This is a genomic window from Burkholderia sp. BKH01 (assembly GCF_025685725.1).
GTDB lineage: Bacteria > Pseudomonadota > Gammaproteobacteria > Burkholderiales > Burkholderiaceae > Burkholderia > Burkholderia pyrrocinia_C.
The window spans coordinates 24,894-46,163 of sequence record NZ_JAOTQT010000038.1; the positions used below are offsets into that span (position 1 = coordinate 24,894).

At 66.2% G+C, this 21,270-nt stretch carries 20 protein-coding genes and 1 tRNA gene; 18 read left to right on the forward strand and 3 right to left on the reverse strand.

The window, feature by feature from the left end; translation table 11 throughout:
* The first annotated feature begins 117 nt into the window (after positions 1 to 117).
* The 15 genes from fabF to nagZ all read left to right on the forward strand — a co-directional run bounded on the left by fabF (position 118) and on the right by nagZ (position 14,422).
* Positions 118 to 1,350 (forward strand): beta-ketoacyl-ACP synthase II, encoded by a 1,233-nt coding sequence (gene fabF / locus OEJ37_RS32915; protein WP_174417696.1) that lies wholly within the window; start codon positions 118 to 120, stop codon positions 1,348 to 1,350.
* Between the two features lie 12 nt (positions 1,351 to 1,362).
* Entirely contained in the window at positions 1,363 to 1,827 is a 465-nt protein-coding gene (locus OEJ37_RS32920) for a hypothetical protein (RefSeq protein ID WP_263349173.1), read from the forward strand.
* Positions 1,828 to 1,918: 91 nt separating this feature from the next.
* A complete protein-coding gene (rpoE, locus tag OEJ37_RS32925) occupies positions 1,919 to 2,518 on the forward strand; it encodes an RNA polymerase sigma factor RpoE (protein WP_034183098.1) in 600 nt (199 codons plus the stop codon).
* Positions 2,519 to 2,604: 86 nt separating this feature from the next.
* On the forward strand, positions 2,605 to 3,222 hold the full coding sequence (locus tag OEJ37_RS32930) for a sigma-E factor negative regulatory protein (protein WP_263349175.1): 618 nt from the start codon (positions 2,605 to 2,607) through the stop codon (positions 3,220 to 3,222).
* A gap of 5 nt (positions 3,223 to 3,227) precedes the next feature.
* On the forward strand, positions 3,228 to 4,280 hold the full coding sequence (locus OEJ37_RS32935) for a MucB/RseB C-terminal domain-containing protein (RefSeq protein ID WP_263349176.1): 1,053 nt from the start codon (positions 3,228 to 3,230) through the stop codon (positions 4,278 to 4,280).
* 16 nt (positions 4,281 to 4,296) lie between these two features.
* Positions 4,297 to 5,799, forward strand: a complete 1,503-nt coding sequence (locus OEJ37_RS32940; protein WP_175918897.1) for a DegQ family serine endoprotease — start codon at positions 4,297 to 4,299, stop codon at positions 5,797 to 5,799.
* A gap of 7 nt (positions 5,800 to 5,806) precedes the next feature.
* A complete protein-coding gene (locus OEJ37_RS32945) occupies positions 5,807 to 6,043 on the forward strand; it encodes a glutaredoxin family protein (protein ID WP_152855350.1) in 237 nt (78 codons plus the stop codon).
* A gap of 193 nt (positions 6,044 to 6,236) precedes the next feature.
* Positions 6,237 to 8,030, forward strand: a complete 1,794-nt coding sequence (gene lepA, locus OEJ37_RS32950; protein ID WP_152855349.1) for a translation elongation factor 4 — start codon at positions 6,237 to 6,239, stop codon at positions 8,028 to 8,030.
* Between the two features lie 16 nt (positions 8,031 to 8,046).
* Positions 8,047 to 8,940: a signal peptidase I gene (lepB, locus tag OEJ37_RS32955; RefSeq protein ID WP_174417691.1), complete on the forward strand. Its 894-nt coding sequence runs from the start codon at positions 8,047 to 8,049 to the stop codon at positions 8,938 to 8,940.
* 153 nt (positions 8,941 to 9,093) lie between these two features.
* Positions 9,094 to 10,320, forward strand: a complete 1,227-nt coding sequence (rnc, locus tag OEJ37_RS32960; RefSeq protein ID WP_174417690.1) for a ribonuclease III — start codon at positions 9,094 to 9,096, stop codon at positions 10,318 to 10,320.
* 60 nt (positions 10,321 to 10,380) lie between these two features.
* Positions 10,381 to 11,280, forward strand: coding sequence for a GTPase Era (gene era, locus OEJ37_RS32965; protein ID WP_175918894.1), 900 nt, complete (start codon positions 10,381 to 10,383; stop codon positions 11,278 to 11,280).
* On the forward strand, positions 11,267 to 12,103 hold the full coding sequence (gene recO, locus OEJ37_RS32970; protein WP_059574001.1) for a DNA repair protein RecO: 837 nt from the start codon (positions 11,267 to 11,269) through the stop codon (positions 12,101 to 12,103). Before era ends, recO begins: the two co-directional genes overlap by 14 nt.
* On the forward strand, positions 12,100 to 12,876 hold the full coding sequence (gene pdxJ / locus OEJ37_RS32975) for a pyridoxine 5'-phosphate synthase (RefSeq protein ID WP_072435991.1): 777 nt from the start codon (positions 12,100 to 12,102) through the stop codon (positions 12,874 to 12,876). The genes recO and pdxJ overlap by 4 nt, the downstream gene beginning before the upstream one ends.
* A 72-nt stretch (positions 12,877 to 12,948) precedes the next feature.
* The gene (gene acpS / locus OEJ37_RS32980; RefSeq protein ID WP_021159685.1) at positions 12,949 to 13,377 is read left to right on the forward strand and encodes a holo-ACP synthase; all 429 of its coding nucleotides are present in this window, start codon (positions 12,949 to 12,951) and stop codon (positions 13,375 to 13,377) included.
* Positions 13,378 to 13,393: 16 nt separating this feature from the next.
* The gene (gene nagZ, locus OEJ37_RS32985) at positions 13,394 to 14,422 is read left to right on the forward strand and encodes a beta-N-acetylhexosaminidase (RefSeq protein ID WP_175918891.1); all 1,029 of its coding nucleotides are present in this window, start codon (positions 13,394 to 13,396) and stop codon (positions 14,420 to 14,422) included.
* A 193-nt stretch (positions 14,423 to 14,615) separates the two neighbouring features.
* Here the strand turns inward: nagZ and OEJ37_RS32990 are convergent, their stop codons facing one another.
* The 3 genes from OEJ37_RS32990 to earP all read right to left on the reverse strand — a co-directional run bounded on the left by OEJ37_RS32990 (position 14,616) and on the right by earP (position 18,147).
* Positions 14,616 to 16,001: a sigma-54-dependent transcriptional regulator gene (locus OEJ37_RS32990; RefSeq protein WP_174417687.1), complete on the reverse strand. Its 1,386-nt coding sequence runs from the start codon at positions 15,999 to 16,001 to the stop codon at positions 14,616 to 14,618.
* Positions 16,002 to 16,269: 268 nt separating this feature from the next.
* Complete coding sequence (gene efp / locus OEJ37_RS32995; protein WP_174417686.1) at positions 16,270 to 16,827, reverse strand: elongation factor P; 558 nt, start codon at positions 16,825 to 16,827, stop codon at positions 16,270 to 16,272.
* A 126-nt stretch (positions 16,828 to 16,953) separates the two neighbouring features.
* Complete coding sequence (earP, locus tag OEJ37_RS33000) at positions 16,954 to 18,147, reverse strand: elongation factor P maturation arginine rhamnosyltransferase EarP (RefSeq protein ID WP_263349185.1); 1,194 nt, start codon at positions 18,145 to 18,147, stop codon at positions 16,954 to 16,956.
* A 76-nt stretch (positions 18,148 to 18,223) separates the two neighbouring features.
* Between earP and uvrC the strand changes: the two genes are divergently transcribed.
* From uvrC to OEJ37_RS33015, 3 genes are all read left to right on the forward strand, one after another.
* Complete coding sequence (gene uvrC, locus OEJ37_RS33005; protein WP_175918889.1) at positions 18,224 to 20,257, forward strand: excinuclease ABC subunit UvrC; 2,034 nt, start codon at positions 18,224 to 18,226, stop codon at positions 20,255 to 20,257.
* 100 nt (positions 20,258 to 20,357) lie between these two features.
* On the forward strand, positions 20,358 to 20,945 hold the full coding sequence (gene pgsA / locus OEJ37_RS33010) for a CDP-diacylglycerol--glycerol-3-phosphate 3-phosphatidyltransferase (protein WP_034183114.1): 588 nt from the start codon (positions 20,358 to 20,360) through the stop codon (positions 20,943 to 20,945).
* Between the two features lie 142 nt (positions 20,946 to 21,087).
* A tRNA-Gly gene (locus OEJ37_RS33015) sits at positions 21,088 to 21,163 on the forward strand.
* Positions 21,164 to 21,270 lie beyond the last annotated feature (107 nt).

Here is a 21,270-nt window from a genome sequence, read left to right on the forward strand (position 1 = left end):
CGCGCCATTCTGCCGGCTTCGCGCCGGACGGACTAACAGCCACAGGGCTCGCAGGGCTGGTTCCTGTGGCCACTGTGGCTTTTGTTTTTGTCATCCAATAATGGAAAAGAGGTTACCGTGAGCCGCCGTCGTGTTGTCGTTACAGGCCTGGGGCTGATTTCGCCTGTTGGCAATAATGTTGCCGACGGCTGGGCCAATCTCGTCGCCGGCAAGTCCGGTATCGCCACCGTCACGAAGTTCGATCCGTCGAACCTCGCCGTGCATTTCGCGGGCGAGGTGAAGGGTTTCAGCGCCGAGGAATACATCCCGGCGAAGGAAGCCCGCAACATGGATACGTTCATCCATTACGGCATCGCCGCCGGCGTCCAGGCCGTCAAGGACAGCGGGCTGGAAGTGACCGAAGCCAATGCGGAACGCATCGGCGTGCTGGTCGGTTCCGGCATCGGCGGCCTGCCGATGATCGAAGATACGCACCAGACCTACGTCGATCGCGGCGCGCGCCGGATTTCGCCGTTCTTCGTGCCGGGTTCGATCATCAACATGATCTCGGGTCACCTGAGCATCATGTTCGGCCTGAAGGGCCCGAACCTCGCGGCCGTGACGGCCTGCACGACCGGCCTGCACAGCATCGGCCTCGCGGCACGCCTGATCCAGGCCGGCGACGCGGACGTGATGGTCGCGGGCGGTGCCGAATCGACGGTATCGCCGCTCGGTATCGGCGGTTTCGCGGCCGCGCGCGCGCTGTCGACCCGAAACGATGATCCGGCGACCGCGTCCCGTCCGTGGGACAAGGATCGCGACGGCTTCGTGCTGGGCGAGGGCGCAGGCGTGATGGTGCTGGAAGAGTACGAGGCGGCGAAGGCGCGTGGTGCGAAGATCTACGCGGAAGTCTCGGGCTTCGGCATGACCGGCGACGCGTACCACATGACCGCGCCGAACATGGACGGCCCGCGCCGCTGCATGGTCGCGGCGCTGCGCGATGCCGGCGTGAACGCGGACGAGGTCCAGTACCTGAACGCGCACGGCACGTCGACGCCGCTGGGCGACAAGAACGAGTCCGACGCGGTGAAGGCGGCCTTCGGCGAGCACGCGTACAAGCTCGTCGTGAACTCGACGAAGTCGATGACGGGCCACCTGCTGGGCGGCGCGGGCGGCCTCGAGTCGGTGTTCACGGTGCTGGCGCTGCACAACAACGTGTCGCCGCCGACCATCAACATCTTCAACCAGGACCCCGAGTGCGATCTCGATTACTGCGCGAACACCGCGCGGGACATGAAGATCGACGTAGCCGTGAAGAACAACTTCGGCTTCGGCGGTACCAACGGCACGCTGGTGTTCAAGCGCGTCTGACGCTGAAATCGCTTGACGAGTCCATTCGATGCTCCGGCCGGGCGTCCGCAGCGCTTTGCGTTGCGGGCCTCGGCCGTGTCGTATGTCGTGCTGGCCGCGTTCGTCGCGTCGGCTGCCGCGTCGGCGTACCTGTTCTGGGCGCCGCGCGCGGGCGCAGCCGCCGGCGCATGCGTGTCGGCCGTGACGGCCGCGCTGCTGGCCGTGTGCGCCGCGCGGGCCTGCGCCCGCCGGCTGCCGGCCGAGTTGCAGATCGACGCGTTCGGGGAAGTTGCGGCGTTTGGCCGCACCGGGCGGCTGCTGGCCCGCGGCCGTGTGATGGGCCATGCGCACTGGAGCAGCCTGCTGCTCGTGCTGTCGGTCGGGCAAGGCGCCCGGCGGGCCAGGCCGCTGCTGATTCCGGCCGATGCGCTCGACGCCGCGTCGTTCAGCGCGCTGTCCGTGCTGGCGAGAACCGCGGGCGCGGCGGGGCGGGCATGACGGCGGCGCGGTTACCGACCGTAACCAGCGGCCGGCGCGGGAACGCTACAATAGCGCTCCGCGTTGCATCCCTAGTTAATGGATTTGTCAGGTGAGTGAAAAAGAAATTGATCAGGTTCTGGTCGAGCGCGTACAGAAGGGCGACAAGGCAGCGTTCGAACTCCTGGTCTCCAAATACCACCGCAAGATCATTCGGCTGATCTCGCGCCTCGTGCGGGATCCCGCCGAGGTCGAGGATGTAGCCCAGGACGCGTTCATCAAGGCGTATCGTGCGCTGCCGCAATTTCGCGGCGAGTCCGCGTTCTACACGTGGTTGTACCGGATTGCCGTCAATACGGCGAAGAACTACCTTGCGACGCAGGGTCGCCGTGCACCGACCTCGACCGAGGCAGATGCGGAGGAAGCGGAAACTTTCTCCGACGCAGACCAACTAAGGGATATCAACACGCCTGAGTCGATGTTGATGAGCAAGCAGATTGCCGAGACGGTCAACGCAGCAATGGCCGCCTTGCCCGAGGAACTGCGCCAGGCGATTACGCTGCGCGAGATCGAGGGCCTGAGCTACGAAGAGATCGCGGAAATGATGGGCTGTCCGATCGGGACGGTCCGGTCGCGGATCTTCCGTGCTCGCGAGGCAATCGCTGCCAAATTGCGTCCGCTGCTCGATACGCCCGAAGGCAAGCGCTGGTAAGCGCAATAGGCGGAGCGACGCGGGTCGGGGTCTAGTTACGGATAGAGTCGTGAAGTCACGACGGGGTGTGCAAGATGGGGAGCATCATGGGTTCGGTCAATACGCAGTCGCACGCGTGCTCGCGCGGCGAGCGCCTTTCCGCGCTGGTCGACGGCGAAATGTTTGATGGCCCGGATCACGGGCAGTTTCTGGCTGAGCTCGACCGCGCGGATCGCGCTGCGTGGGCCCATTACCACCTGATCGGCGATGCGCTGCGCTCGGACGAGCTCGCGTTGTCGCCCGCGCTGAGCGTCGCGTTCACCGCGCGCATGTCGGCCGCGCTCGAGAGCGAGCCGCACCTGCTCGCGCTGGCGGCAGCGCCGGCCGCGCGCAAGCTGCTGTCGCTGCGCCGGCGCGTCGTGCCCGCGTTCGCGGTGGCCGCCGCGGCGGCCACGCTGACGTGGATCGTCGTTCCGCAACTACAGACGGCCGGCACGCCGGGCGCCGTCCAGGTCGCGTCGGTCGGTGCGCCGCAAAGCGGCAACCTGCAGCGCGTGACGGTCGCGCAGGCGTCGGCCCAGCCGGGGCTGCAGGACGTCAACATCATTCGCGACGCCAGTCTCGACCAATACCTTGAAGCGCACCAGCAATTCGCACAGCAGCCCGTCGTCACGGGTTCGATGCCGCTGATCCGCGCTGCCGTGACCACCACGCCAGGCCAATAAACCCGATGCGGACATTGCAGTTGAATCACGCCATCTCCGGATGGAAGCGGCTGCCGGCCCTCCTGCTTTGTGCAGCCGCCCTGTTGTCCGTTCAATCCCTTCCTGCCAGCGCCCAGCAACCGGACGATCCCGTCGCGACCCGCAAGGGCGCCGCGGACTGGCTCGACCGCGTCCAGCAGGCGGCGCAGCAGCAGAGCTACGAGGGCACGTTCGTCTACCAGCGAGGCGGGTATGTGCAGTCGTCGCGCATCGCGCACGTCGCGTCCCGCGACGGCGAGTTCGAGCGGATCGAGACGCTCGATGGCAAGCCGCGCAAGCTGCTGCGGCATAACGACGAGCTGTACACGTTCGTGCCCGAGCGCAAGCTGTGCGTGGTCGAGCGCCGTCAGGCGCGCGACTCGTTCCCCGCGCTGCTCGGCGCGAGCGGCGAACACGTGATGTCCGTCTACGACGCGAAGTCGCTCGGCAAGGATCGCGTGGCCGGGATCGACGCGCAGGTCGTCGAGCTCGTGCCGAAGGATGCCTACCGTTTCACGTACAAGCTTTGGGCCGACGCGCGCACGGGGCTGCTGCTGCGTTCGCAGACGCTCGATGCGAACGATCACGTGCTCGAACAGATTGCGTTCTCGCAACTGCAGACGGGCGGTGCGAGCGGTGACAAGGCCGCGATCGCGGCCGGCATGCGCAACCTGAGCGGCTGGACCGTCGTGCGTCCGCCGGTCGCGACGGTCGACATGGAGGCGGCTGGCTGGCAGCTCGCGCCGAGCGTCGCCGGTTTCCAGAAGATCCGCGAAGTGCGCCGGCCGATGGCTGCGCGCGATGCGGGCGATCCGCCGATTCCGGTCGATCAGGCCGTCTTCACCGACGGTCTCGCGACGATCTCCGTTTTCATCGAGCCGGCCGAAAAGAATACGCGCAAGGAAGGCGCGGGCAGCACCGGTGCGACGCACGTCCTCGTGAAGCGTCGCGGCGACTACTGGATCACCGTGCTCGGCGAAGTGCCGCCGGCTACGTTGCAGCAGTTCGCGTCTGCCATAGAATACAAGGCTTCCAAGTAACGCTACGGCTTCCGACATGATGAAACACACGCTGCGCAAATGGCTCGCGGCGGCGGCGCTGTCTGCCTGCCTGCCGCTCGTGCCGCATACCGCGTTCGCGGTGACGGCTCCCGCTGCCAGCCTGCCCGACTTCGCCGATCTGGTCGAAAGGGTCGGGCCGGCCGTCGTGAACATCAGGACCACTGCCAACGTGCCGACGAGCAGCGGCCCGCGCGGGATGCTCCCGCCGGGCTTCGACAACGGCGACATGTCGGAATTCTTCCGGCGCTTCTTCGGCATTCCGCTGCCGCAGGCACCCGGCAACGGTAGCGGCAATGGCAATGGCAACCCGAAGAACGCGCCCGCGCCGGACAATCCGCCCGACACCGAGCAGAACCGCGGTGTCGGCTCGGGCTTCATCGTGTCGGCCGACGGTTACGTGATGACCAATGCGCACGTCGTCGACGATGCGGACACCATCTACGTGACGCTGACCGACAAGCGCGAATTCAAGGCGAAGCTGATCGGCGTTGACGATCGCACGGACGTCGCGGTCGTCAAGATCCAGGCGTCGAACCTGCCTGTCGTCGCGATCGGCGACTCGAACAAGGTGCGCGTCGGCGAGTGGGTCGTCGCGATCGGTTCGCCGTTCGGCCTCGACAACACGGTGACGGCCGGCATCGTCAGCTCGAAGAGCCGCAACACGGGCGACTATCTGCCGTTCATCCAGACCGACGTCGCCGTGAACCCCGGCAACTCGGGCGGCCCGCTGATCAACATGCAAGGCGAGGTGATCGGCATCAACTCGCAGATCTACAGCCGTACCGGCGGCTTCATGGGCATCTCGTTCGCGATTCCGATCGACGAGGCGATGCGCGTGGCCGACCAGTTGAAGGCGACGGGCAAGGTCACGCGCGGTCGGATTGCGGTGGCGATCGGCGAGGTGACGAAGGATGTGGCCGACTCGATCGGGTTGCCGAAGGCCGAGGGCGCGCTCGTCAGCAGCGTCGAGCCGGGCGGCCCGGCCGACAAGGCGGGTATCCAGCCGGGCGACATTATCCTGAAGTTCAACGGCCGCCCGGTCGACGCGGCGTCGGACCTGCCGCGCATGGTCGGTGACACGAAGCCCGGCACGAAGGCGACCGTCAGCGTGTGGCGCAAGGGTCAGGCGCGCGATCTGCCGATCACGATCGCGGAGACGCCGGTCGAGTCGACGGCCAAGGCCGAACAGCGCAAGAACGCGCCGCAGAAGCCGCGCCAGACCAATTCGCTCGGTCTGACGGTCAGCGACCTGACGGCCGATCAGTTGAAGACGCTGAAGCTGAAGAACGGCGTGCAGATCGACGGCGTCGACGGCCCGGCCGCCCGTGCGGGCCTGCAGCGCGGCGACATCGTGCTGCGCGTCGGCGATACCGACATCACGAGCGCGAAGCAGCTTGCCGAAGTGACCGCGCAGCTCGATCCGCAGAAGGCGGTCGCGGTGCTGGTGCGGCGCGGCGACAACACGCAGTTCGTGCCCGTGCGGCCGCGCCAGAAGTAACGCGCCGATGTTCACGCTCTACGGCCGCGGCTGGTGCCACCTGTGCGACGACATGCGCGACGCACTGGCGCCGGTGGCGGCCGAATTCGGCGTCGCGGTCGACTATGTCGACATCGACACCGATGCGGCGCTCGTCGCCCGCTACGACGAGGACGTGCCGGTGCTGCTGCTGGACGGCGCGGAAGTGTGCCGCCACCGGTTCGACGACGCGAGGGTGCGCGACGCGCTCGCGGCCCGGCGCTGAGCCTGTCGCCGGCCGGCGTCGCTTCGCACGGGACTTCGCCCGGCAGGCGCCCCGGCCGGGTGCCGCGCGGCCAGGCGTCCGAAATACCGCCCGGTGAAGGCCTTTTCGGCTAAAATAGGCTGTTTTTTCACCGACTTACACAAGGCGTGCTCCGCAGTCGTCGAGCGCGCCTTTTTCGCTTGATCGGCACTGAATGGATCATATTCGCAATTTCTCGATCATCGCGCACATCGACCATGGCAAGTCGACGCTCGCGGATCGCATCATCCAGGTCTGCGGCGGTCTCGCCGACCGTGAAATGGAAGCGCAGGTGCTCGACTCGATGGATATCGAGCGCGAGCGCGGCATCACGATCAAGGCGCAGACGGCTGCACTGTCCTATCGCGCGCGCGACGGCAAGGTCTACAACCTGAACCTGATCGACACGCCGGGGCACGTCGACTTCTCGTACGAGGTCAGCCGTTCGCTGTCCGCGTGCGAAGGCGCGCTGCTGGTCGTCGACGCGAGCCAGGGCGTCGAGGCGCAGACGGTCGCGAACTGCTACACGGCGATCGAGCTCGGCGTCGAGGTCGTGCCGGTGCTGAACAAGATCGACCTGCCGGCCGCGAACCCCGAGAACGCGATCGAGGAGATCGAGGACGTAATCGGCATCGACGCGACCGACGCGACGCGCTGCAGCGCGAAGACGGGCCTCGGCGTCGAGGACGTGCTCGAAGCGCTGATCGCGAAGGTGCCGCCGCCGAAGGGCGATCCGGACGCGCCGCTGCAGGCGCTCATCATCGATTCGTGGTTCGACAACTACGTCGGCGTCGTGATGCTGGTTCGCATCGTCAACGGCACGCTGCGCCCGAAGGACAAGATCAAGATGATGGCGACCGGTGCGCAGTATCCGGTCGAGCACATCGGCGTGTTCACGCCGAAGTCGCGCAATCTCGATTCGCTGTCGGCGGGGCAGGTGGGCTTCATCATCGCCGGCATCAAGGAACTGACGGCCGCGAAGGTCGGCGATACCGTCACGCACGTGGCCAAGCCGGCGGCGCAAGCGCTGCCGGGCTTCAAGGAAGTGAAGCCGCAGGTGTTCGCCGGCCTCTATCCGGTGGAAGCGAACCAGTACGACGCGCTGCGCGAATCGCTCGAGAAGCTGAAGCTCAACGACGCGTCGCTGCAGTACGAGCCCGAAGTGTCGCAGGCGCTCGGCTTCGGGTTCCGGTGCGGCTTCCTGGGTCTCCTGCATATGGAGATCGTGCAGGAGCGGCTGGAGCGCGAATTCGACATGGACCTCATCACCACGGCGCCGACCGTGGTCTACGAGGTCCTGATGAGCGACGGCTCGATCGTGATGGTCGAGAATCCCGCGAAGATGCCGGAGCCGCCGAAGATCGAGGAGATCCGCGAGCCGATCGTCACGGTGAATCTCTACATGCCGCAGGACTACGTCGGCTCGGTGATCACGCTGTGCACGCAGAAGCGCGGCTCGCAGATCAACATGCAGTATCACGGCCGCCAGGTGCAGCTGACCTACGAAATCCCGATGGCCGAGATCGTGCTCGATTTCTTCGACCGCCTGAAGTCGGTGTCGCGCGGCTACGCGTCGATGGACTACGAGTTCAAGGAATACCGGTCGGCGGACGTCGTGAAGGTCGACATGCTGATCAACGGCGACAAGGTCGATGCGCTGTCGGTGATCGTCCACCGGTCGCAATCGCAGTATCGCGGCCGAGAAGTGGCGGCGAAGATGCGCGAGATCATTCCGCGCCAGATGTACGACGTGGCGATCCAGGCCACGATCGGTGCGCACATCATCGCCCGCGAGAACATCAAGGCGCTGCGCAAGAACGTGCTGGCGAAGTGTTATGGCGGTGACATCACGCGCAAGAAGAAGCTGCTCGAAAAGCAGAAGGCAGGTAAGAAACGCATGAAGCAGGTGGGTTCGGTCGAGATCCCGCAGGAAGCGTTCCTTGCGATCTTGCGCGTCGAAGATAAATAACAGGACTGTTCCCTTTATGAATTTTGCGCTGATTCTTTTTGTGCTCGTCGTCGTGACGGGCGTAGCGTGGGTGCTGGACAAACTGGTGTTCATGCCGCGGCGACGCATGGCGGCCGACTCGGCGATCGAGGAGTTCGATCGCCAGCAGTCGCGCATCGACAAGCGTTTCGCGGACGAAAACGCAGTGCAGACGCGTTCGAAGCTGCGCGACGAGAAGCTGCGCCAGCCGTGGTGGCTCGAGTACACCGCGAGCTTCTTCCCGGTGATCCTGGCGGTGTTCGTCGTGCGTTCGTTCATCGTCGAGCCGTTCAAGATCCCGTCGGGTTCGATGGTGCCGACGCTGCTCGTCGGCGACTTCATCCTCGTCAACAAGTTCGAGTACGGGCTGCGCCTGCCGGTCACGAACACGAAGATCACGCAGGGCAGCCCGCTGTCGCGCGGCGACGTCGTCGTGTTCCGTTATCCGAAGGACGAGTCGGTCGACTACATCAAGCGCGTGATCGGCTTGCCGGGCGACACGGTCGCGTACCAGGACAAGCAGCTCACGATCAACGGCCAGCCGGTGCCCGAAACGCCGCTGCCCGATTTCTTCGACGACGAGCGCCAGAATTACGCGAAGCAGTTCGAAGAGACGATCGGCAACAAGAAGAACGCGATCCTCAACAACCCCGCGGTGCCGCCGTTCGTGATGGGCGCATACGACTATCCGTATCGCGACAACTGCACGTACAACAGCCGCGGCGTGATCTGCAAGGTGCCGCCCGGTCACTACTTCATGATGGGCGACAACCGCGACAACAGCGCGGACAGCCGCTACTGGGGTTTCGTACCGGACCGGAACATCGTCGGCCGCGCGTTCTTCATCTGGATGAACTTCAGCGACCTGAAGCGCATCGGTTCCTTCAACTGATCGCATTCGACGCACACGCAATACGCGACGCACGGGCCGCGTCGCGTATTGCCGAACTACTTTAAGAACCGGCGGTAACACCGCCTCGTCACGCCTTTTCGTGTCCGGCCGTGCCGTTTCGGCCCGACCGGCGCCCGCGTTATACTCCTGCACATGCCCCTATCCCAGTTGGAAAGCCGGCTGCGCTACGAATTTCGCAATGCGGAATTGTTGCGCCAGGCTTTGACCCATCGCAGTCACAGTGCCACGCACAACGAACGGCTCGAGTTTCTCGGCGACTCCGTTCTGAATTGCGCGGTGGCCGCCCTTTTGTTCCAGCGTTTCAGCAAGCTGGACGAAGGTGACCTGTCGCGCGTACGCGCCAACCTCGTCAAACAGCAGTCGCTGTACGAAATTGCTCAGGCCCTGAATATCTCGGACGGGCTGCGGCTGGGCGAGGGCGAGTTGCGCAGCGGTGGTTTCCGCCGCCCGTCGATCCTCGCGGACGCGTTCGAAGCCATCATCGGGGCCGTGTTCCTCGATGGCGGCTTCGAAGCCGCCCAAGGGGTCATCAAGCGCCTCTACATCCCGATTCTCGACCACATCGATCCGCGCACGCTCGGCAAGGACGCGAAGACGCTGCTGCAGGAATACCTGCAGGGGCACAAGATCGCGCTGCCGACCTACACGGTCGTCGCGACGCATGGTGCGGCGCACAATCAGCAATTCGAAGTCGAATGCACGGTGCCGAAGCTTGACGTGAAGGTGTCGGGCTCCGGCGCAAGCCGGCGCGCGGCCGAGCAGGCAGCGGCGAAGAAGGCGCTCGACGAGGTGATCGCGGCCGCGCCGATGCTGGCCGCGAAGCCGAAGCGCTCGAAAAACGCACGCGGGTCGAAGCATGTCGAACCCGAAATCGTGCCGGGCGTGAAGGGCGTGCAGGAAGCGCTCGACCTGCGCTCGCCGGAACGTAAGGAACGTGCGGCGGCGCGTGAGGCCAAGGCGGCCGGTGCGGTGCCCGCGGCCACCGCCGCGACCGGAGCCGGTGCGGAGCCGGCTGTGGCGCCGATGGCCGCGATTCGCGCGGCGCATGTCGAGGCGGCTGCCGACAAGGGCGAACGGGCGGCCAAGCCGGCGACCGACAAGGTTGCCGAAAAGCCCGCCGAGCGCACCGACAAAGTAGCGGAAAAGCCCGCGGAGGCCACGCCGCGCGCAGCCGACAAGCCGGCTGGCCACGCAGCCGATCTGGCATCGTCGTCCGCCGACAAGCCTTCCGCCGGCTCCGACCCCGCTTCGCGTGCAGCCGTGCGCGCACGCGATGCCGCGGCGCCCGATTCCGATACGCCGCCGGGCGGTGCGAGCCTCGCAGCCACGCAGGCGCGCGTGGCCGATGCCGACCACTGAATTGCCCATCGATCGTGCCGCGCACCGCGCGGCCGTTTCCGAACCTGTCTCCCAAACGATATGAACACTCCCGCTCCTACCGGTTTCCGTTGCGGCATGATCGCGATCGTGGGCCGCCCGAACGTCGGCAAGTCGACGTTGATGAACGCACTCGTCGGCCAGAAGATCAGCATCACGTCGCGCAAGGCGCAGACGACCCGCCATCGCATCACCGGCATCAACACGTTCGACGACGCGCAGTTCGTGTTCGTCGACACGCCGGGTTTCCAGACCCGTCACAGCACCGCGCTGAATCGTTCGCTGAACCGCGCGGTCACGTCGACGCTGACGTCGGTCGACGTGATCCTGTTCGTGATCGAGGCCGGCCGCTTCGGGCCCGACGACCAGAAGGTGCTCGACCTGATTCCGCCCGGCATGCCGACGCTGCTGATCGCGAACAAGATCGACCGCGTGACCGACAAGGCGACGCTGTTCCCGTTCATGCAGCAGATGAGCGCGCTGCGCGAATTCACCGAACTCGTGCCGCTGTCGGCGCAGCGGCCGGAAGACATCAAGCGCCTGCTGGAGACGATCAAGCCGTACCTGCCGGAAGGCGAGCCGATCTACGGCGAGGATGAACTCACCGACCGCAGCTCGCGCTTCCTCGCGGCCGAGATCCTGCGCGAGAAGGTGTTCCGCTGGACCGGCGACGAACTGCCGTACACGAGCACCGTCATCATCGAAAAGTTCGAGGAGGAGGGGCGCCTGAAGCGCATCTTCGCGACGATCCTCGTCGAACGCGATTCGCACAAGGCGATGGTGATCGGCAAGAAGGGCGAGAAGCTCAAGCAGATCAGCACCGAGGCGCGGATGGACATGGAGAAGCTGTTCGACGGCCCGGTGTACCTCGAGACCTTCGTGAAGGTGAAGAGCGGCTGGGCCGACAACGAGGCGGGGCTGCGCGCCTATGGGTACGAATGACGCGCTGACGTCGACTGAAGACGCGGTGACGGCCGGCGCGAACGACGCGCCGCTGCCGGCCCCGCCCGAACCGCCGCGCAAGGCGCGGCGTGCGACGTCTCGCACGTCCGATTTCCGCGTCGCCGAGCAGCCGGCGTTCGTGCTGCACAGCTATCCGTACCGGGAAACGAGCCTGATCGTCGACGTGCTGACGCGCGATCATGGCCGGCTCGCGCTCGTCGCGAAGGGCGCGAAGCGCCCGCACTCCGCGCTGCGCGGCGTGCTGCAGACATTCCAGCCGCTGCTGCTGTCCTGGTCGGGCAAATCCGAGGTGCGCACGCTGACGGGCGCCGAGTGGGTCGGCGGGATGCTGCCGCTCGGCGGCGACGGGCTGCTGTGCGGCTTCTACGCAAACGAACTGCTCGTGAAATTCTGCGCGCGCGAGGATCCGCAGCCGCCGCTGTTCAATCATTACGTGCTGACGCTCACGCGCCTCGCGCACGGCGAGCCCGCGGTGCAGGTGCTACGCTCGTTCGAGCGCGTGCTGCTGCGCGAGACCGGCTATGCGATGGCGCTGAACCGCACGGTCGCGCGTCGCGCGGTCGAGCCCGACCGCCGGTACGTGTTCGATCCCGAGCGCGGCGTGCGCAATGCGGACGACGATGTGCCGTCGCACTGGCCGGTCATCACCGGACAGACGTTGCTCGACATGGAGCAGGACGATTACCATCGAGCCCAGACGGTTGCGCAAAGCAAGACGCTGATGCGCTTCCTGCTGAACACTTATCTCGGCGGTACGCCGCTCGCCACGCGCCAGATCCTGATCGACCTGCAAAACCTATGAGTTTCTTCCTGACAACGCCCACCGCCATCGACCTCGGCGTGAACATCGACCACGTCGCGACGCTGCGCAATGCGCGCGGCACGGCCTATCCGGATCCGATCCGCGCGGCGCTTGCCGCCGAAGAGGCCGGCGCGGACGCGATCACGCTGCACCTGCGCGAGGATCGCCGCCACATCGTCGACGCGGACGTGCGCAAGCTGCGCCCGCTGCTGAAGACGCGCATGAACCTCGAGTGCGCGGTGACCGCCGAGATGCTCGATATCGCGTGCGAAGTACGTCCGCACGACGCGTGCCTCGTGCCCGAGAAGCGCGAGGAACTGACGACCGAAGGCGGCCTCGATGTCGCCGGCCACTTCGAGGCCGTGCGCGCGGCGTGCAAGCAGCTTGCCGACGTGGGCGTGCGCGTATCGCTGTTCATCGACCCGGACGAAACGCAGATCCGCGCCGCGCACGAAGCGGGCGCGCCGGTGATCGAGCTGCATACGGGCCGCTACGCCGAGGCGCACGACGAAGCCGCGCAGCAGCGCGAATACGAGCGCATCGTCGCGGGCGTGCAGGCCGGCGCGAAGCTCGGCCTGAAGGTCAACGCGGGTCACGGCCTGCATTACACGAACGTGCAGCAGATCGCCGCGATCGACGGCATCGTCGAACTGAACATCGGCCACGCGATCGTCGCGCACGCGATCTTCGCGGGCTGGGACAACGCGGTGCGCGAGATGAAGGCGATCATGGTCGCCGCACGCGTCGCCGCGCTGCATGGCGGCGCGCGCTGAAGATGAAATGCCAACGCGCCGCGCGCGCCGATCGCAACCCGGCCCCGCCGGGGCGCTCCGGCGCGTACTGACATGGCGATCTACGGTATCGGTACCGACATCGCCCAGGTGAGCCGCGTCGCGGCCGTGCTTGAACGCACGGGCGGCCGGTTTGCCGAGAAGGTGCTGGGTCCGGACGAACTGCGCGTGTTCCATGCGCGCCGCGCACGTTCCGAGGCACGCGGCATCGCGTTTCTCGCGACGCGCTTTTCCGCGAAGGAAGCGTTCTCGAAGGCGATCGGGCTCGGCATGCACTGGCCGATGACGTGGCGTGCATTGCAGACCCTCAACCACCCGAGCGGCGAGCCGTACGTGGTCGCGTCGGGCGAGCTGGCCGACTGGCTTGCGGCGCGCGGCATCACGGCGCGCGTGACGGTCAGCGACGAACGCGACTATGCGGTGTCGTTCGTGATCGCCGAGACGGACGCCGCGCCTGCACCTGTTTCCCGAACCTCCTCCTGACGGAATTCCCGATTCGATGAAAACGACTCCCGGCCCGGTCATGCTCGACGTCGTCGGCACGACCCTGTCGCGCGACGATGCGCGGCGCCTCGCGCATCCGAACACCGGCGGCGTGATCCTGTTCGCGCGGCACTTCCAGAATCGCGCGCAGCTGACCGCGCTGACCGACTCGATCCGCGCGGTGCGCGAAGACATCCTGATCGCCGTCGATCACGAAGGCGGGCGCGTGCAGCGGTTCCGCACCGACGGCTTCACGGTGCTGCCCGCGATGCGCCGCCTCGGCGAGCTGTGGGATCGCGACGTGCTGCTCGCGACGAAGGTCGCGACCGCCGTCGGCTACGTCCTGGCTGCCGAACTGCGCGCGTGCGGGATCGACATGAGCTTCACGCCCGTGCTCGATCTCGATTACGGGCACTCGAAAGTGATCGGCGATCGCGCATTCCATCGCGACCCGCGCGTCGTCACGCTGCTCGCGAAGAGCCTGAACCACGGGCTGTCGCTTGCCGGCATGGCGAACTGCGGCAAGCATTTTCCCGGGCACGGCTTCGCGGAGGCCGATTCGCACGTCGCGCTGCCGACCGACGATCGCGCGCTCGACGCGATCCTCAAGCAGGACGTCGCGCCGTACGACTGGCTCGGCTTGTCGCTGTCCGCGGTGATTCCCGCGCACGTGATCTACACGCAGGTCGACAAGCGGCCGGCCGGTTTCTCGCGCCTGTGGCTGCAGGACATCCTGCGCGGCCGGCTCGGCTTCACGGGCGCGATCTTCAGCGACGACCTGTCGATGGAGGCTGCCCGCGAAGGCGGCACGCTCACGCAGGCGGCCGAAGCGGCGCTCGCCGCCGGTTGCGACATGGTGCTCGTCTGCAACCAGCCGGATGCGGCCGAGGTCGTGCTGAACGAGCTGAAGGCGCAGGCATCGGCCGAGTCGGTGCGACGCCTCAAGCGGATGCGCGCGCGCGGCAAGGCGCTCAAGTGGGACAAGCTGATCGTGCAGCCCGAGTATCTGCAGGCGCAGGCGCTGTTGAGCAGCGCACTGGCATAAACGGGGAAGGGGTCGGCGCGCTACCGCGCCATTCCGGTCGCTGAAACAAGAAGCCGCGCAACAGCGCGGCTTTTTACATGGGGTGCGGCACGCGTGAACCGGACTGCGGCGGAAATCAGGCATACCGCCGCGGTGACCTTATGACGCAACTAACGGTCAAATCCTGCCATCGCCTGCATGCATCACCGGCCGCTCAGTTCACCTTCATCCGCTGCAGCTTGTTGTACAGCGTCTTCGGGCTGATGCCGAGCAGCGTCGCCGCGCGGTGACGCGTGCCGCCGACCGCGTCGAGCGTCGCGCGGATCAGCAGATCCTCGACGTCGGCCAGCGGCGTGCCGACCTTGATCTGCACGCTGCTGCCGTTCAGCGCGGCGCCGGCGGAGAAGCTGGTCTCGCCTGCGCGCAGCGTCTCGATGAAATCGCCCGATGCGTCGTATGCGAAGCGCACGCGCTCCTGCAACTCGCGCACGTTGCCGGGCCATTCGTACGACACGCATTCGCGTACGAAGCCCGGCGCCGCGCGCTTGTCGGTCGTGCTGCGGCCGGTTGCGCGCGCTTCGCGGTTCAGTTCGTCGATCAGCGCGTCCGCGATCGCGAGCGCGTCGCCGTCGCGCTCGCGCAGCGGCGGCATCGTGATCGATGCCGCGTCGAGGCGCAGCCACAGATCCTCGCGCAGCGTGCCGTTCGCGACCGCTTCGCGCGCCGGGCGGCGCGTGGTCGCGATCAGCCGGAAATCGCTCGTGATCGCGCTCGTGCCGCCGATCCGCATGAAGTTCTGCGAATCGAGCGCTTGCAGCAGCGCTTCCTGCAGCACGAGCGGCAGCGCGGTGATCTCGTCGAGGAACAGCGTGCCGCCGCCCGCCTGTTCGAACAGGCCCGATTCGCGGCGCTCGGCGCCGTCGAACGCGCCGCGCTCATGGCCGAACAGCACGCTGTCGAGCGACGCGCCGTGCCGGCCTGCCTGCGTGATCGTCCGGCAGTCGAACGACACGAACGGCCCTTTGCGGCGCCGGCTCAGTTCGTGCAGCGTGCGTGCGGCCAGCTTCTTGCCGGTGCCGGCTTCGCCCGCGAACAGCACGGCCGTTTCGGTGCGCGCGTTGTGCTCGATCATGTCGTACACGTGCTGCATCGCGTCGCTGCGGCCGACCAGTGCGCCGAAGCGGCCGAGATGGCGCAGCGATGCGCGCAGCGACTGCACTTCGTCGATCAGTTCGTACGGGCGGGGAATTCGCGCGAGCAGGCTGCGCAGGCGCGGAATGTTGATCGGCTTCAGCAGGTAGTCCCAAATACCGTGACGCAGGCCCTCGATTGCGCTTTCGACCGTCGCGTTGCCCGTCAGCACGATGACGGGCAGCGAGCCGTTCGGCTGCTGCTGCGGCAGGTGCTGGAGCAGGTCGAACCCGCTGCCGTCCGGCAGGTTCAGGTCGACGAGGACGACATCGGGAATCGAGCGGCCGAGCGCCGTGCGCGCTTCGGCGAGCGACGTGGCCGTGTCGACCGAGAAGCCGTCTGCGGCGAGCAGCGCGGTGAGGCCGGAGAGACTGTTGGGATCGTCTTCGACAATCAGGGCGTGTGGCATGGTGGACGCGAGTCGAGTCAAGAGAGGCGGGCTGTCGACCATCGGAGCCGCAGCCGCATGTCAGATTAAAAACTGATTTTATGCCCCGCTGAACGTGTAACGCGCATTATTTCTCCAGCGCTATAAAACAGTTACCGATGATACAAATTGAATATCTTTACCGGTGGATTTTGTGCTTGATATGGCACTGGTTTGCGATCGCTGTTGGCGACAGGCAAACAAAAAGCGCCCCGAAGGGCGCTTTGTTCGATGCGTGTAACGCTGGCGATTACGCGCGGCTGCGGTATTCGTTCGTGCGCGTATCGATTTCGATCTTGTCGCCGGTGTTGCAGAAGAGCGGAACCTGCAGTTCGAAGCCCGTTGCGAGCTTCGCGTTCTTCAGCACCTTGCCCGACGACGTGTCGCCCTTGACGGCCGGCTCGGTGTAGGTGATCTCGCGAACGAGGATCGTCGGCAGTTCGACCGAGATCGCCTTCTCGTTGTAGAACACGACTTCGCACGCCATGCCGTCTTCGAGGTAGTTCAGCGCTTCGCCCATCATTTCGGCTTCGACTTCGAACTGGTTGTAGTCGGCGTCCATGAACACGTACATCGGATCAGCGAAGTACGAGTACGTCACTTCCTTGCGGTCGAGCACGACGACGTCGAACTTGTCGTCGGCCTTGTAGACCGATTCCTGGCCTGCGTTGGACAGCAGGTTCTTCATCTTCATCTTGACGACGGCGGCGTTACGGCCCGACTTGTTGTATTCCGTCTTCGCGATGACCCAAGCGTCGCTGCCGATCTGCACGACGTTGCCTACGCGGAGTTCTTGTGCGGTCTTCATAAAAACTGTCCTGATCAAATCAAATAAATAGGTGCCTGAGCGTTGCGCGAGGGCTGACGGCGCAAGCGGTGCGTTCCGGTGGACGCCACAAGCATGCGCTTGCGTGGTCAGCCGTCGGATAACCGCTTATTTTAACTGAGATTTTGCGTATTCCGCCAGCTTTCCGGCGAGATCGCCGACGGCCGCGAGCGTGTCGGCCCAGCGGGCCGCGTTGGCGTCCAGGGCGGCACGGTGCTGGCGGAAATCGGCCCAGTCGGGCGTGCCGGCGCCGTTCCACGCATGCCAGAAGCGCTCGAGCGCCGCGCGCGGCGCGTCGGCGAGGCCGGTCGACAGGTGCGCGAGCGCGGCGTCGAGCTTCGGCAGGTGCGCATCGTCGGCCTGCGGGTAGATATGCCACACGAACGGCTTGCGTGCCCATTGCGCACGGACGAACGAATCCTCGCCGCGGACGAAATTGATGTCGGCCGCCCACAGCAGCGGGTCGTAGTCGGCCTGCGGAACGAACGCGAGCCCGTGAGCGACCAGGTTGCCGCTGCTCGCATGAGCGCCCGCGCCGAACGACTCGACCCCGAAGAAGCGCGCCACGGCGGGCGACACGCGGCCGGCCGGCACGAGCGCGACGACCGGCGACGGGCCGTCGCGCCACTGCGCGAGCAGCGCGTCGACGGCCGGATTCTCGTACGCGAACAGGCTGACGACCGTCGTGCCGGGCGCCGGCGGCGCGCCGCCGGTCGCACGCTGCCACCACGCGGCGCGCGCGGCCGCGTCGGTTTCGAACGCGGTGCGGCGCGCATCGAGGTCGTGTTCCTTCAGGACGCCGCCGGTACCGGCCGACAGGCCCGGGAAGAAGAACGTCTTCAGCAGCGGGTAGCGCGGATGCGGCGATGGCCGCAGATGGAAATCGGCGACCCAGTCCTCGGCGCTCAGGTATTCGAGGTTGATCCACACTGGGCAACGCGTGCGGCGCGCCATCGCGGCGAGATACGCGCCGGGCAGCTCGCACGCGAATGCCTCGATCACGACGTCGGCGATCTCCAGCGCGTCGCCGGCTTCCGCGTGCCAGTGCTCGATCACGATGCCGTCGACCGTCTGCCGTCCCGCATCGGGATCGACCCCCGGCAGCAGGCGCGCGAACGTGCGCAGGTCGTCCACGAACAAGCGAACCTGCCAGCCGTGCTCGTGTGCGAGCTGGCGCGCGACGCGCCAGCACACGCCGATGTCGCCGAAATTGTCGATTACCGTGCAGAAGAGATCGCAGGCGATCGGTTCGCCCGGCGCGAGCGGCGCGGCGGATTGGGGGACAGCGGTGGTGCGTGGCATCGAAGCGGGCCGATGAATGCTCTAAACTGGCGATTCTAATAGACCCGTTCCGCGTTACAAGGCGCCCGGATCACGCATGACATCCCCAGAAGCCTCCGATACTCCGTTCGAACCGAAGAAGATCCTTGCGCAGTTGCCGCACATGCCGGGCGTCTATCGCTATTACGACACGGCGGGCGCCGTCCTCTACGTCGGCAAGGCGCGCGACCTGAAGAAGCGCGTGTCGAGCTATTTCACGAAGACGCAGCTGTCGCCGCGCATCGCGATGATGGTCACGCGCATCGCGCGCATCGAGACGACCGTCACCCGCTCGGAAGCCGAGGCGCTGCTGCTCGAGAACAACCTGATCAAGGCGCTCGCGCCGCGCTACAACATCCTGTTTCGCGACGACAAGTCGTATCCGTACCTGAAGCTCACCGCGCACCGTTTTCCGCGGATGGCCTACTACCGTGGCTCGGTCGACAAGCAGAACCAGTATTTCGGGCCGTTCCCGAGTGCGTGGGCCGTGCGCGAGAGCATCCAGATCCTGCAGCGCGTGTTCCAGTTGCGGACTTGCGAGGATTCGGTCTTCAACAACCGCACGCGGCCGTGCCTGCTGCACCAGATCGGGCGCTGCACGGCGCCGTGCGTCGGCGCGATTTCCGACGAGGATTACGCGGTCGACGTGTCGAACGCCGCGCGTTTCCTGCTCGGCCGGCAGTCCGAAGTGATGAAGGAGCTCGAGCAGAAGATGCACGCGTTTGCGGCCGAGCTGAAATTCGAGCAGGCGGCGGCCGTGCGCAACCAGATGAGCTCGCTCGCGACGGTGCTGCACCAGCAGGCGATCGAGGTCGGCGGCGACAGCGACGTCGACATCCTGGCGGTCGTCGCGCGGGGCGGGCGCGTGTGCGTGAACCTCGCGATGGTGCGCGGCGGCCGCCATCTTGGCGACAAGGCGTATTTCCCGGCGCACGTCGAAAGCGCGCTGACGCTCGCCGAGGGCGGTCTCGGCGACGAGGCCGAGGTGGCGGAAATTGCCGACGCGACTGACGGTGTGCTGCCCGACCGGCCGGCGGAAGAGGGCGGCGGCGCGCGTGGCGACGCGGTGGCGTCGGTCGAGGCCGAGGTGCTCGACGCATTCATCGCGCAGCACTATCTCGGCAACCGCGTGCCGCCGGTGCTCGTCGTGAGTCATGCGCCCGCGAGCCGCGACTTGCTCGAACTGCTGTCCGAGCAGGCCGGCCACAAGGTGTCGCTGGTGCGGCAGCCGCAGGGGCAGCGGCGCGCGTGGCTGTCGATGGCCGAGCAGAACGCGCAGATCGCGCTCGCACGGCTGCTGTCCGAGCAGGGCTCGCAGCAGGCACGTACGCGTGCGCTCGCGGAGACGCTCAGCTACGAATGCGACGATCTCTCGACTCTGCGGATCGAATGCTTCGACATCAGCCATACGATGGGCGAGGCGACGCAGGCGTCGTGCGTCGTCTATCACCATCACAAGATGCAGTCGGGCGAGTACCGTCGCTACAACATCACGGGCATCACGCCGGGCGACGATTACGCGGCGATGCGGCAGGTGCTCACGCGCCGCTACGAGAAGATGGTCGAGCAGGCCGCGCAGGCGGCCGCCGCGGACGATGCGGCGGGCATCGACGGCGAGTCGACGCGCCAGGCCGAGGCGTCGAGCCTGCTGCCGAACATTGTGCTGATCGACGGCGGCAAGGGTCAGGTCGAAATCGCGCGCCAGGTGTTCACCGAGCTTGGCCTCGACACGTCGATGCTGGTCGGCGTCGCGAAAGGCGAGGGGCGCAAGGTCGGCCTCGAGACGCTCGTGTTCGCGGACGGCCGCACGCCGCTCGAACTCGGCAAGGAGAGCGCAGCGCTGATGCTCGTCGCGCAGATTCGCGACGAGGCGCACCGCTTCGCGATCACGGGCATGCGCGCGAAGCGGGCGAAGGCGCGCCAGACATCGCGGCTCGAGGAGCTCGAGGGCGTCGGCGCGAAGCGCCGGCAGCGGCTGCTCGCGCGCTTCGGCGGGTTGCGCGGCGTCGTTGCCGCGAGCGTCGAGGAACTCGCGAGCGTCGAGGGCATCTCGCACGCGCTTGCCGAGCAGATCTACAAGCAGCTTCACTGACACGCCCGTGCGTCCGGCTGCCTTGCCCCCGCGTTTTCGCGTTCTTGTGGCAGGCCGGTCGACACGGCACAATTGCGAATCCTTTACTGTCCCGGATGCCATGCCGTTCAATTTCCCGATTTTCCTGACGTGGGTGCGGATCGTGCTGATTCCGCTCGTCGTCGGCGTGTTCTATCTGCCGGACACGGTGATGGGCGGCGCGCACCGCAATCTCGCGGCGGCGGCGATCTTCATCCTCGCCGCGCTGACCGACTGGTTCGACGGGTTTCTCGCACGCAAGTGGAACCAGACGTCGTCGTTCGGCGCGTTTCTCGATCCGGTGGCGGACAAGCTGATGGTGACGGCCGCGCTGCTGATCCTCGTGCAGATTTCGCGCGTCGACGCGGCAATCGCGCTCGTGATCGTCGGCCGCGAGATCGCGATCTCGGCGCTGCGCGAGTGGATGGCGCAGATCGGCGCGTCGAAGAGCGTCGCGGTGAACCAGCTCGGCAAGTTCAAGACCGCGTGCCAGATGGTCGCGATCCCGATGCTGCTGTTCTACGGGCCGCTGCCGCTCGGCGTCGCGACGATCGACACTCGCGTGTGGGGCGAGTGGCTGATGTATCTCGCGGCGGTGCTGACGATCTGGTCGATGCTGTACTACATGAAGCTCGCGTGGCCGCAGATTCGCGAGCGCGGCGGCGCGTGACCTGTGCCACGTACTCGTCGGCGCAGGTTTTTGGAAAAAGGGCAGGAAAAGCCCTTGACACACGAATGTGCCTTCGACATAATCTCGCTTCTCCGCTGCACGGCGAAGTAAGTGCGACGGGGAAGCAGTAGCGCAGCAATACGCGGGAGTAGCTCAGTTGGTAGAGCGCAACCTTGCCAAGGTTGAGGTCGCGAGTTCGAGACTCGTCTCCCGCTCCAGATTTTTCTGGCAGCGTGTTGGTCGGCAAAGCGCTGCAGATGCAGGACAAATGCGGGAGTAGCTCAGTTGGTAGAGCGCAACCTTGCCAAGGTTGAGGTCGCGAGTT

Coding starts and splice junctions, on each gene's coding strand:
- recO (WP_059574001.1), top strand. CDS start 11,267: ATGGGTACGAATGACGCGCTGACGTCGACTGAAGACGCGGTGACGGCC.
- era (WP_175918894.1), top strand. CDS start 10,381: ATGAACACTCCCGCTCCTACCGGTTTCCGTTGCGGCATGATCGCGATC.
- earP (WP_263349185.1), bottom strand. CDS start 18,147: ATGCCACGCACCACCGCTGTCCCCCAATCCGCCGCGCCGCTCGCGCCG.
- OEJ37_RS32945 (WP_152855350.1), top strand. CDS start 5,807: ATGTTCACGCTCTACGGCCGCGGCTGGTGCCACCTGTGCGACGACATG.
- uvrC (WP_175918889.1), top strand. CDS start 18,224: ATGACATCCCCAGAAGCCTCCGATACTCCGTTCGAACCGAAGAAGATC.
- efp (WP_174417686.1), bottom strand. CDS start 16,827: ATGAAGACCGCACAAGAACTCCGCGTAGGCAACGTCGTGCAGATCGGC.
- lepB (WP_174417691.1), top strand. CDS start 8,047: ATGAATTTTGCGCTGATTCTTTTTGTGCTCGTCGTCGTGACGGGCGTA.
- acpS (WP_021159685.1), top strand. CDS start 12,949: ATGGCGATCTACGGTATCGGTACCGACATCGCCCAGGTGAGCCGCGTC.
- OEJ37_RS32930 (WP_263349175.1), top strand. CDS start 2,605: ATGGGTTCGGTCAATACGCAGTCGCACGCGTGCTCGCGCGGCGAGCGC.
- OEJ37_RS32940 (WP_175918897.1), top strand. CDS start 4,297: ATGATGAAACACACGCTGCGCAAATGGCTCGCGGCGGCGGCGCTGTCT.
- OEJ37_RS32990 (WP_174417687.1), bottom strand. CDS start 16,001: ATGCCACACGCCCTGATTGTCGAAGACGATCCCAACAGTCTCTCCGGC.
- nagZ (WP_175918891.1), top strand. CDS start 13,394: ATGAAAACGACTCCCGGCCCGGTCATGCTCGACGTCGTCGGCACGACC.
- rnc (WP_174417690.1), top strand. CDS start 9,094: ATGCCCCTATCCCAGTTGGAAAGCCGGCTGCGCTACGAATTTCGCAAT.
- pgsA (WP_034183114.1), top strand. CDS start 20,358: ATGCCGTTCAATTTCCCGATTTTCCTGACGTGGGTGCGGATCGTGCTG.
- OEJ37_RS32935 (WP_263349176.1), top strand. CDS start 3,228: ATGCGGACATTGCAGTTGAATCACGCCATCTCCGGATGGAAGCGGCTG.
- pdxJ (WP_072435991.1), top strand. CDS start 12,100: ATGAGTTTCTTCCTGACAACGCCCACCGCCATCGACCTCGGCGTGAAC.
- lepA (WP_152855349.1), top strand. CDS start 6,237: ATGGATCATATTCGCAATTTCTCGATCATCGCGCACATCGACCATGGC.